The 11,055-nt window shown below is 51.1% G+C and carries 13 protein-coding genes; 11 read left to right on the top strand and 2 right to left on the bottom strand.

What is annotated here, in order from left to right:
- The first annotated feature begins 159 nt into the window (after positions 1 to 159).
- The 7 genes from K3T83_RS54735 (at position 160) to K3T83_RS54765 (ending at position 7,432) form a co-directional block, all read left to right on the top strand.
- A complete protein-coding gene (locus tag K3T83_RS54735) occupies positions 160 to 1,602 on the top strand; it encodes a helix-turn-helix transcriptional regulator (protein WP_220211564.1) in 1,443 nt (480 codons plus the stop codon).
- A gap of 427 nt (positions 1,603 to 2,029) precedes the next feature.
- Positions 2,030 to 2,545, top strand: a complete 516-nt coding sequence (locus K3T83_RS54740) for a TetR/AcrR family transcriptional regulator (protein ID WP_220211565.1) — start codon at positions 2,030 to 2,032, stop codon at positions 2,543 to 2,545.
- Between the two features lie 85 nt (positions 2,546 to 2,630).
- Positions 2,631 to 3,347 carry a DUF2306 domain-containing protein gene (locus K3T83_RS54745; RefSeq protein WP_220211566.1) on the top strand — a complete coding sequence of 239 codons (717 nt, stop codon included), beginning with the start codon at positions 2,631 to 2,633 and terminating at the stop codon, positions 3,345 to 3,347.
- Between the two features lie 280 nt (positions 3,348 to 3,627).
- Positions 3,628 to 3,960: a cupin domain-containing protein gene (locus K3T83_RS54750; protein ID WP_220211567.1), complete on the top strand. Its 333-nt coding sequence runs from the start codon at positions 3,628 to 3,630 to the stop codon at positions 3,958 to 3,960.
- Positions 3,961 to 4,496: 536 nt separating this feature from the next.
- Positions 4,497 to 5,048, top strand: a complete 552-nt coding sequence (locus K3T83_RS54755) for a pyridoxamine 5'-phosphate oxidase family protein (protein WP_220211568.1) — start codon at positions 4,497 to 4,499, stop codon at positions 5,046 to 5,048.
- A gap of 189 nt (positions 5,049 to 5,237) precedes the next feature.
- Positions 5,238 to 5,939, top strand: coding sequence for a TetR/AcrR family transcriptional regulator (locus K3T83_RS54760; RefSeq protein ID WP_220211569.1), 702 nt, complete (start codon positions 5,238 to 5,240; stop codon positions 5,937 to 5,939).
- 104 nt (positions 5,940 to 6,043) lie between these two features.
- Complete coding sequence (locus K3T83_RS54765) at positions 6,044 to 7,432, top strand: phenylacetate--CoA ligase family protein (protein ID WP_220211570.1); 1,389 nt, start codon at positions 6,044 to 6,046, stop codon at positions 7,430 to 7,432.
- A 67-nt stretch (positions 7,433 to 7,499) separates the two neighbouring features.
- On the opposite strand, the gene K3T83_RS54770 is transcribed toward K3T83_RS54765, so the two are convergent.
- Complete coding sequence (locus K3T83_RS54770; RefSeq protein ID WP_220211571.1) at positions 7,500 to 8,075, bottom strand: TetR family transcriptional regulator; 576 nt, start codon at positions 8,073 to 8,075, stop codon at positions 7,500 to 7,502.
- 167 nt (positions 8,076 to 8,242) lie between these two features.
- Here K3T83_RS54770 and K3T83_RS54775 point away from each other — a divergent pair, with 167 nt between their 5' ends.
- The 4 genes from K3T83_RS54775 to rbp all read left to right on the top strand — a co-directional run bounded on the left by K3T83_RS54775 (position 8,243) and on the right by rbp (position 9,938).
- A complete protein-coding gene (locus K3T83_RS54775) occupies positions 8,243 to 8,824 on the top strand; it encodes an SDR family NAD(P)-dependent oxidoreductase (protein WP_220211572.1) in 582 nt (193 codons plus the stop codon).
- 38 nt (positions 8,825 to 8,862) lie between these two features.
- Positions 8,863 to 9,006, top strand: a complete 144-nt coding sequence (locus K3T83_RS57565; protein WP_268963627.1) for an SDR family oxidoreductase — start codon at positions 8,863 to 8,865, stop codon at positions 9,004 to 9,006.
- 156 nt (positions 9,007 to 9,162) lie between these two features.
- Positions 9,163 to 9,405 carry a ferredoxin gene (locus K3T83_RS54785; RefSeq protein WP_220211574.1) on the top strand — a complete coding sequence of 81 codons (243 nt, stop codon included), beginning with the start codon at positions 9,163 to 9,165 and terminating at the stop codon, positions 9,403 to 9,405.
- Positions 9,406 to 9,617: 212 nt separating this feature from the next.
- Complete coding sequence (gene rbp / locus K3T83_RS54790) at positions 9,618 to 9,938, top strand: RNA-binding regulator (protein WP_220211575.1); 321 nt, start codon at positions 9,618 to 9,620, stop codon at positions 9,936 to 9,938.
- A gap of 121 nt (positions 9,939 to 10,059) precedes the next feature.
- On the opposite strand, the gene K3T83_RS54795 is transcribed toward rbp, so the two are convergent.
- Positions 10,060 to 10,488 (bottom strand): hypothetical protein, encoded by a 429-nt coding sequence (locus K3T83_RS54795; protein WP_220211576.1) that lies wholly within the window; start codon positions 10,486 to 10,488, stop codon positions 10,060 to 10,062.
- Between the last annotated feature and the right edge of the window lie 567 nt (positions 10,489 to 11,055).

The raw sequence follows: 11,055 nt of genomic DNA on the forward strand, positions 1-11,055 counted from the left end.
CGGATAGTATGAAGCATTTTCACTTGATTAAAATATAACCGTATACCATGAACAAAAGAATGTTATTTCATTGCCAAAAGCTTGCAAAACGGATAATGGCATGTTATTCTATGACAGACGAGATAGTAGTGTGAATGGCACAGTTAAGGTTTTTATTCTATGAAAGAGCAGGGAAAGCAACCGAACGTAGCAATACGCTATGAACGCGAAATGCGGGGATGGTCACAACAAGTCGTAGCATCGTATATTGGAACAACTGAGCAGGTTGTTTGTCGTTGGGAAAGTGGAGCGCATAGACCGAATCGTCATTTTCAAGCCCAGCTATGTAAGCTTTTTGGCAAGAGCGCTGAAGAATTAGGTTTCCTTGAGAAAACACAAACGGATACAGTACCAGGTGATATAATAGAAAATACGAGCAAGCAAGAGGAGCAAAGACAGAACGTTTCTGCTGTTTCTCTATTGTCATCATCCTATCAAGTAGTTCCAAATGAAGTAAATAAACTTCTTGCTTTTCTACTAGAAGAGACTATGCGGGAACAGATGAGTAAGGATAATGATAGCCAGCATGCGGATGTTGAGAAACGCCAACTGTTATTCAAGCTCCTGGCAACAGCAGGAACTACAGTTCTTTCACCGACATTTGCTATCACAACAGACTCTTCATTATCTATCCCTGTTGAAGAGTTTGCTTTGCAATGTTCGGGTGCTTTAAAAGCGTGCTGGCATTTGCTAAAAGGAAAGGGATTGCCAGTAGCAGAAGAAATGCTTGCGGTTTATGTTCCTTCTCTAATCACATTGATGCAACAGCGTTCATGTCATCTGGAAGTGCTTGCGGAGCTTGCTACAGAAGCGAAAATTCTTCAGGCTATTTTGGCAATGCATAATAAATTGAATCTCTTTGCAAGAGAAATGTATTGTCATGAAGCAGTGAAATATGGGCAGATATCAGGAAATAAACGCTTACATGCCGCCGCATTGATATATCTTGCCTACACCTATACCTGTTGTATAATTCAGCCTGAAAAAGCAACAACCTATTTTTTAGAAGCATTAAAGGTGCTTGGTGATGAAAAATCTATTTTACATGGGAAGATTTATATAGGAATTTCTAGTGCGTACGCGCAAAGTAAACAAGAGAAATCTGCTTTGAACGCGATAGAGTTAGCACATGAATATTTTCCCGATCATCCAGAGTTAGATCCAAGCGTGCTGTATGCGGATTATGGAAGGTCAGAAATTTATCAAGGGGAGGGAAGAATGTATCTGGATTTAGCAAAATACTATCCAGATCGTCACTATGCGCAAAAGGCATATGATGCTTTTACACATAGTCTTGCTTTGCACCCTCTTGCGGATCGTACGGCCGCAGAATCAATCATCCATCAAGCCGATGCCGCATGTGGTATCAGTGATCTTCATCGTTATGTCGAGCTTTTGACCGAAGGAACACACATGGCTTTCTCGCTTGGTAGCCAGAAACGCTATAGCGAAGCTTTCGATATCTACTGGAAAACATCCGAACGTTGGAAGAACGAACCGCAAATTCAACGATTAGCAAAAAATCTCTTTCAGCAACCACCGCGAAAGGGAGCAGGCCAATGAGCGATTTCTTGCTTGTACAGACCTCTCTCTACAAAAGATGAGGCACAGAGAATGGCCGAAATTAGCAGATGCTTAGATATGGGAAAACAGAACTTGCATTGAGCGAAGCGTTAGAGGGCAAGATTGAGGGCAGATAATCAGGGCTTTCCAGTTCTCCGCTCAAAGGGGTGCAGGGGTCTCCCTGCCGGGGCCTGGGGCGTCCCCAGCTTCCTTCCCTCCTTCGCGCGCCGCCGCAGGCGGCGCGCAAAAGAGAAGAAAAAAGGTTTTTGCGGGGACACCCCGCACCCCGGCAAAGGGCTGCCGCCCTCTGCACTCCTGCTAGATGGGAGAATTGGAAAGCCCTGGCAGATAATGCAAACGCTTGACTTTTATTGATAGTGAGTGTACACTATCAAACATGACGAAATCAGTGAGTAGACAACCGAGAATGGCAGCTCAAGAGAGGCGAGAGGAGATTCTGGCCGCCGCCATGAGCGAGTTTAGCGAAAAGGGCTTTCATGGAGCCTCGACAGTGACGATTGCTGAACGCGCTGGCATCTCGCATCCGAACCTTTTTCGCCTCTTTCCAACCAAGAAGGCGCTCTTTATTGCCGCTATCGAACGGATGCATGAGCGTCTCCAGCGGGGTATGATCGATTTTGGACATCAAAATCCAGAGAACCCACTCTCCGCTATGGCTCACGGCTATCATGTTTTGCTCGATAATCGTGAGTTGATGCTGCTCCTGCTCCAGGGCTACGCGGCCTGCGAGGATGAGGAGATTCGCGAGGTCATGCGCCGCGTCAGTGCCGAAACGTTTACGAAGGTAGAAGGGATGCCCGGTGTGAGTACCGCTGATGCCGTTCATTTCTATGCGCAGGGCATGTTGCTCACCGTAGCTGCCGCCATGCGCCTTCCTGAGATTGCCGCTGATGAAGAATGGGCAAGAAAGTTTCTCGATTAATCTGTTCTTTTTTTTACACTAATGATAGTGACTACTCACTTTCAATAAAAGAACTGTTGCTTTTATTATGAACGAGGAGAAAACAATGACGACGCACAACAAATCTGCACTGTTTCCACGCGGTGGCGCGATTGCCTGGGGGCTGCTGACCCTGTTTGCTATCGCTATCGCCCTGTTCTTTGCCGCACCATATGTGACCTTTGACGCAGCTGTAAGCCGTATTCCCCTGAATCCCGTTGCGCCGCTCCACTTTACAGTGCTGGCCTTGCATGCTATCACGGGAGGCATTGCGCTGCTCGTCGGTCCATTTCAGTTCTTGCCTCGCTTTCGCACACGCTTTCCTGCCGTTCACCGCATTACCGGACGTATCTATGTGGCCTGCATTATCATCGGCAGTATCATGGCAGCTTATTCTGCAATTGTCTCGACCGCTGGTTTTGTCGCTCAGGTAGGTTTTCTGCTGCTAGCTAGCATCTGGTTCTATAGCATTGTACAGGCGTATATGGCCATTCGTCAGGGGCATATACAATTGCATCGCATCTGGATGATCCGCAACTATGCACTGACAAGCGCTGCGATCTTCTTGCGCATCTGGCTGGGACTGGGTGTGGCCTACTTAGCCAAGACCCATACCCTGCACGGCGATGTCACCTCAACGCCGGTCTATACCAGTGCAGCCTGGATTTCCTGGATCGTGCCACTTGTCTTCGCCGAATGGTTCATCATTCAGCGTTTTCTGCGTCCAATCGCGCTCAAACAGGAGAAGGTGGATAAACAGGCACAATCTGTAAAGCAAGCATAAGTGATGGTCGTAAGTGCCCTGCCCTGGCAGGGAACAAGACCCGAACGGGTTTGATCCCCTGGCAATCGGATGTGATATGACAGATGGATGACAAAAGCGTGGGAAAAATTCACGTTTCTGTCATCTCTGGTTGCTAGACTGAAAGGTGTCCCTCATGCATCAGCATATCGGATGCGCACTCAACAACAGCTGTTAAGAGAAAAATATGGGTAATATGAAAAGGCAGCACACCGACCTGCTTGCTTTCGACACCATTTGACAGCGAAAGGAAAGGAAGTCCATGGCAACCATCATTGTTAAAGAGCAGCTTGAGCATGGCTATCTATTTCAAGGAAAGAACTATGAAGGCATTCCCATTTCATTTTTCTGGATGCAACTCCCTCCTGATGAAGGTCCCAAGCTCCACTTCCATCCCTATGATGAGATCTTTATCATCTTGGAGGGTCAGGCCATCTTTACAGTAGGGGAGAGCACGGTAGAAGTCACTGCTGGAAACGTCCTGATCGGGCCAGCTAACGTACCTCACAAGTTCAGGCAGACAGGCTCGGAGATATTGAGGATCGTTACTATTCATCCGAGTCCAAAGACCATCGGAACGCGGGTTGAGGACTAAAACAAAAGGAGGTCTTGCAGTGGTAAATGATTCGAATACTGGAATTGTCTCACCTTTGGTGAAAACGTTTTTGTCAGAAGGGAAAAGGAGTGTAGTTTGTGCTCACAGAAGCATTCACTTTCCTCAGATAAGCTCATGCTTCACCAAAGGTGAGACAGAACCATGTGTGAGGGCAAAAGTTGCTCACTCAATTTCCTCCATGATCCTCTTGCCTGTGCAATTGCTCTGGACTGGCATGAAGGTGTCGAGATAAAGACAGTTCCTCTCAGATTTGAGGTACGAGACAGCTTTTTGTATGAAATCCCAGCCAGTGATGGAAGCCGCACACGGGTTGTCACAAGAATTGATGGCCCGGCCTTTGATGAATATTGGTGTAATATGCTCTGTCGTTAAAGCTAGTTAACTTGCGCAGAGATGGCACATGGTTGATAGTGCTGAGAAGAAAGCAAGATCAGAGAAGTTTTTCCTGTAGTGAGGTGTAGACTGGAAGAAACTTTTTCTTCTTCTGTGATATTGCTGAGCAAAGGAGGGCAAGCATGGCAACGACAAACAGAGAGCCAGAGAGCGAGCGCAATCTTGACGGCTATGGTGCGCCGCTTATCCCCTGGGCGAAGATACGTGAGCGCCTGGAACGTGGATTGACGCAGGTTCCGGGAACAGGCGGACCTGATCGACATACCTGCTGGCTGGCAACGGTATGTCCCGATGGTCGGCCACACGTGATGCCGCTGGGAGTTAATTGGATGGATGGTGTTCTGTACTTCAGCACCGGAGCCAACACCCGCAAGGCGAAGAACCTCGCACACACCCCACAGTGCGTTATCACCGTCGCCACGCAGGATTTCGATATCGTTGTGGAAGGCACGGCAGCGAGAGTGACCGACCCGGAGCAGTTGGCCCGCGTCGCCAAAATGTACCAGGATGAGGGCTGGCCCGCGACCGTGAGCGACGACGGAACATCCCTCACCGCCGAATACAGCGCACCAAGTGCGGGACCACCACCATATATCGTCTATGCCGTCACCCCCAAAACCATGTTTGCGCTCGGCTGTACCGAACCATATGGCGCAACCAGCTTCACATTTTAAGTCAATCCACAAAAAAACTCTTCTATCGCATGTCGCCGGGCAGATGAGAGATCGACCTGCCCGGTACTCTCTCCTCGATATCTGGCAGATTCCACAATACGCCTTGACCCGGATCACTTTTTTTGCTATACTGAACAAGTTATCAAAAATTGTTTAATGTGTTCAATGCAAAATGATAGGAAGAAGCTAATGTCCGATAATGACGAACGCCAGGAGCAGATTCTCCGTGCAGCAGCAACCGTCATTATCCGTCAAGGATATGACAAGACTACGATGAGCGATATCGCTGATGAAGCAGGAGTCAGTCGAGGAACGGTTTACCTCTATTTCAAGGGAAAGGAGGAACTCCTGGAAGCTCTGCTGTACTGGGAATGGATGCAATATAGCCAGACGTGTTTGGAAGCTCTCGAAGCCGACCCACGCGGCGGTACCATAGGAGGATTCTACCGGGCTATCTTTCGTGCTGTCAACAGTCGTCCCCTGATGGCCTCCATCATGCGACGAGATCGACGCGTACTTGGCAATTATTTGCGAAAGCCAGGCAACCCGTTTGTCTGGGAGGATGCGGGTTCGATCACTGTCGATTTGATCCATGCACTTCAGACGGTAGGAGTAGTTCGCCAGGATCTTGACCCGAAGGTTACGGCGCATCTCCTCGAAACGGTGTCGTATGGGCAGTTGACGATAGGAGACTTTAAATCACCTGAGCAGTTTCCCCCGTTTTCTGTGGTCATGGAGGCACTTGCCAGCATGATGGATCGTTGGCTTTTGCCAGAAGATGGAGGCAACAGCGAGGCGGGCAAGGGGGTCTTTCGCCAGATCTTTACTGCTACGAGGGAACATGTTCTCGAAATGAGACTGGCACGTGGACAGGCAGGAGATACACATTAAGGGAGAGGAAAGATAGGGTGGATCGCCTCTTATCCTCTATCGTTTACGGTAAACCTGACAAATTCTTGTCATGATGAGCACTTGTTTTAAGGAGATTGTTCAAGATGTCACATACTCGTACCTCAAATCATATTTCCTCCTGGTCATTATTCTTTGATGCTAGTCTCGCTAAAAAGCAAGGTCTGGAGGCGATCATGCAGCGGCAGCGTACGCGTCTGGCAGAGATAGTGGCCTATGCACGTGCCAATTCCCCTTACTATCGCAAGCTCTATCAGGATCTGCCAGAGCGGATCGAAGACCCTGCGCTGTTGCCCGTCACCAGCAAGAAGATCCTGATGCCCCACTTCGACGACTGGGTCACTGACCGTGAGGTGAGCATTGAGCAGGTGAGCGAGTTCGTTGACAATCCAGACCTGATTGGAGAGCGGTTCCTGGGGAAGTATCTGGTGGCGACCACCTCGGGCACCAGCGGGAGACGTGGGATCTTCCTGCATGATGAGTGGACCAACGCTGTGCAATATGCTCTCAGTCCGCGCGAGGCCGCCCAGCTAGGAGCTAGCGATCTCATTGGGCTGCTCGCAAATGGCGCACGCATGGCTCTGGTGATCGCTACTTCCGGCCACTTTCTCGGTGCTGCCGGGAGCACCCGGGCGTCTAAGGACAGTGTACTGTACCGCAAAATGGGTCGGTTCTTCTCCGTACGCACCCCCTTGCCGGAACTGGTAGCCCAGCTCAACCAGTTTCGCCCGGCCATCCTCTTCGGCTACGCAAGTCAGATTGTGTTGCTGACCAGGGAGCAGGAAGCTGGCCGCCTGCACATCAATCCGGTTCTGGTGCAAGCTGGTGCTGAGGCGCTCCCCGCAAGCGAATATGATCGGGTTGCCAGAGCGTTTCATGCGAAGGTCAGCACCGCCTATGCCGCAACGGAATGCTCTTTCATGTGCTCGTGCTGCGAGCACGGGTGGTATCATGTCAACAGTGATTGGGTCGTGTTCGAGCCAGTGGATGCTGACTATCGGCCCGTCCCGTCGGGGACACAGTCGCACACCGTGCTGGTCTCGAACCTCGCCAACCGGGTGCAGCCGATTCTACGCTATGACCTGGGCGATAGCATTTTCCAGCGGCCTGATCCCTGTCCATGTGGCAACCCGCTGCCCGCGATCCGCGTCCAGGGCCGCGTCGCTGATGTACTCACCTTCCCCACGAAAGGCGGCGAGCAGGTGAGCATCGCGCCATTAGTGTTCGGTTCTCTGATTGATGGTCTATCAGGAATCGAGTTGTTCCAGATCGTGCAGACCACACCCACCAGTCTGCGCCTGCGTCTGCGATTTGCAACAGGTGCAGACCCTGACCAGGTGTGGCAACAGGTGAGGACTGAGGTGACGCGCCTTCTCACCGAGTACAGGGTTGGCTACATCACGCTTGAGCGTGCAGAGGAACCACCGCAGCAGTCACCCGGTGGCAAATATCGCTCGGTTATTCCATTGAGTTGAGCAAGCTTGCAATCGACAAAAGAAAATGCGTCTCTCTTGAGTGCATGGTCATATATCCGCGTGGCTCCTAAGCAAGAGACGATAGACGCTCCAGATTTTCACGCACCAGAGCGACGATATCTCCTCTTGCTTCTTGCTCTAACCATATCTCAAAAGCCACACGCAGGGCCGCCATGCAGATAGCAACCAGGAAGTGCATATCTTGCCGATTCGTGGCGGTTTCCAGACGCGAACAGAGTGCGTCGCAGATGGCCGATTCCATCGATACCAACGAATAGAGATACATCGAGGCAAGCTGCGGCGTCTCCTTCGCCACCTGATAGCGAATCATAAAAGTGTCTTTCCGCTTCTCATACTGGCTCGCTATGTAGAGAAAGGTTGCTGTGAGCGCTGGCAACGGTTTCTCCGTTGGCGGCATGCTCTGAATATAACGAATCCCATCGTTCATGAGCGCTTGTGTTGGTGCGAAGAGAATATCCTCTTTGGACGCAAAGTAGCGAAAAAAGGTGCGCGGCGACATCATCACCACGTCGGCGATATCCTGAATTGATGTCTGATCATATCCATGTTGTTGAAAGAGCCGGAGCGCGGTCTCTTCAATCGTCGCCTGTACCAGCCGTTTCTTTCGTTCTCTCAAACCCATCTGTAGTACTTCTTGCTGCAAAGACACTGTGTCAGTCACTTTCCTTCTTCTCTCATTGACTTTTGTCACTTAGTGACATTATAATTCCAGGGAGATACCTATGACAACTGATGATAGTATACAAGTTTTCTCGTTCTATTTGTGATTCCCGAGAGGAGCGAAAAATTATGCGTTTTGAGCAGCAAGTGGCACTGGTGACTGGAGCCGCGTCGGGCATCGGTCGGGCGCTTGTCCAGCGCTTTCTGACAGAGGGAGCTACCGTCGTTGCGGTTGATGTCGTTGAGGCCGCGCTACATACGCTGGTTGAGGGACTGCAAGCGGACGGCGCGCAAGTGACCGGGTGCGTAGCCAACGTCGCCTCAGATGCGGATGTCACCTCCATGTTGAGCGTTGCGACCTCGACCTATGGGCGTCTGGATATCCTCTGCAACAATGCTGGTATTATGGATCTGATGACGCCTGCCGCCGAAGTCCCGCTCGAATTGTGGGAGCGCGTGATGTCCGTCAACTTGTACGGGCCATTTCTGGCGTGTCGGCAGGCTATTCCCATATTTCTTGAACAGGGCAGCGGAAGCATCGTTAATACCGCTTCGGAAGCGGGTCTGCGCGGAGGAGCCGCAGGGACCGCCTATACCGTCTCCAAACATGGTGTCGTGGGGTTGACCAGGAGTATTGCCTTCCACTATGGAGAGCGTGGTATTCGCTGTAACGCGGTCTGTCCCGGGGCGTTGCCACCGCGATTGGCATAGGTGGCGGTGCTCCAAGTGAGGCCGGACTTGCCAGAGTGATGCCATTTGTGCAGGCGAGTGCTCCCTCGCGTATCTCTCAGCCAGAAGAGATTGCTGCTGCGATTGCCTTTCTTGCATCAAAAGATGCCAGCAATATCAACGGTGCCATTCTCCCAGTCGATGGTGGCTGGTTCGCTGCCTGATTACTGTAACGTAGCCTGTCGGCGACTCGTTCCACTGATTAGTAGGATGCGGTTGAAACGATCTGGACCCTGGCGACTCTCAGTGATCGTGGTGGTCCAGGTCGATAGGGGCAGGGTTTGCCTGGTTTACTTTAACCTGGAAGGGAAGAAAAATAGATGCGAGTAACAGCATTGAGAAATAGATGTATTGCCAGCGGATCATGTGTCCTGGCCTGTGCTCAGGTCTTTGACCAGAGTGAGATTGATGGAACCGTTGAGGTTCTTCAGGAACACCCGCCGCTGGAACTGCTGCAAAAAGTAAGAAATGCGGTTGCTGCATGTCCCGCGCAGGTGTTTGTTGCTGAGGACGAGGACAATACCAGCGAACTTACCGTGACGACAAACGATGAGGATATGTAGGGTTTCCAAACGCGCTCGGAGTTGGTCAGTGAAGATATATGGTTCATTTGAGAAATTGCTCGAAAGAGGAGCCAAATCTGGAATAATGTGCTTGACATCGTGTGTTTTTATGGATGTATGAGACATCTGAATGAAATTGTATTGCTCCTGTGGGAAATGGTTTCTCCGAGCATCAATGGATAGAGAGATGTTTGCACAGGAGTACAGAATATATGCGATTATATGTAGGGGGTCTTCCCTATCAAACAAATGAGCAGGAATTGCAAGAGCTTTTCGAGCAGATCGGCCCTGTCACGCAGGCGACCGTGATTGTTGATCGTGAGACAGGACGCAGCAAGGGCTTCGGCTTTGTGGAAATGAGCAACGATCAGGATGCACAGGCGGCCATTCAATCACTGAACGGCAGCTTCCTTGGCAACCGCACCATCACCGTGAATGAGGCGCGTGAGCGTCAGTCGGGCGGGAATCGCGGTTCCTATGGCAACAGAGATCGGCGCTCAAATGGCGGCGGCTACCGCAACGAGCGTTATTAATATTCCAGCATAATTGTTTGAGGCAATAATCAAGGGGGGCTGGCCCGCCGAAGAATCTCGGCGGACCGGCCCCTTGTTGCTTCCTGCGGTGAAGTTGCCTGTCAGCGCATGGTGCTCAGCGTCAGAAGCCCAGGAACCAGTCCGAGGGCAGGTCTGCGAACGGAATGGCGATGCCGACCACCACCATCGGGTCGAAGTAGACCCGGAAGTAGTCCTTCGTGGCCTCGCGGACCTCGCGCAGTCCCGGCTCACCCTGGTTGCGGCTCGTCATGAACGAAGCCACGTAGAGGGTGTCGCCCTTGGCCATCGGCTCGACCGTCCACCGCGACTGGCTGTACGGCGTGGCCGTCACCTCGCGACCGAAGATCTCGGTGAGGTAGGCCGCCGCCGCCGGCAAGCCGATGAGGCTGGTGAAGTCGGTGTCCTTCGCCTTCTCGACGAACTCCTCCTCGCTGAGCAGCCTCTCGATGATGAGGTGCTCGTGCTGGTCGGGCTGGAGACCCAGGAGCCGGAGCAGGAGTCGGAAGTCGTCGGTGAGCAGCACGGACATGAATACCTCCAGGTGTGTGTCCGTTGCGGATAGATTCACTGCGGAAGCGTATCGGCCTGCTATCCTTCTACATCCGCTACAACTCTCCGTAGCAATTACAGCTTGCGGCGAGAGAGCATCTGTGAAGGCGGTTCATCATTTGAGACGAGAGGCCAACAACTCGCCTCTCAATTCCTCCTGTTCTGTCTTCCGCTAAATCTCAGCGATCAAGAAAACACGAAGACCTTGTCGGGGATGAGCCATAGAACCCGATCACCTTTATTCGATGGTGACAACCGATTCGCTTCAATGAAGAGTATAAGGCTTGCTCTGGCTAATAGCAAGCCGATTTATGTCCCTATAGAGGGAAAAAATGAAACTTTAACAGTTATTGCTTCTGCTCATTCACCCTTTTTGTATGTTTGTCGTTGTGACGAGATTGTGATATCAGAGAGCTACTGAACGGTGGCGAGAGGGGTTGTTGGGGTAGCTTGAGTTGCGCTAAGATACGATAAAGAAAAGTGAAAGAAAAATCTATGTTTGAGCTTCTTTATCGTTCTGCGGAAAATGCAGAGCCCTTTTAAATAA

The sequence above is a fragment of the Reticulibacter mediterranei genome (assembly GCF_016587455.1).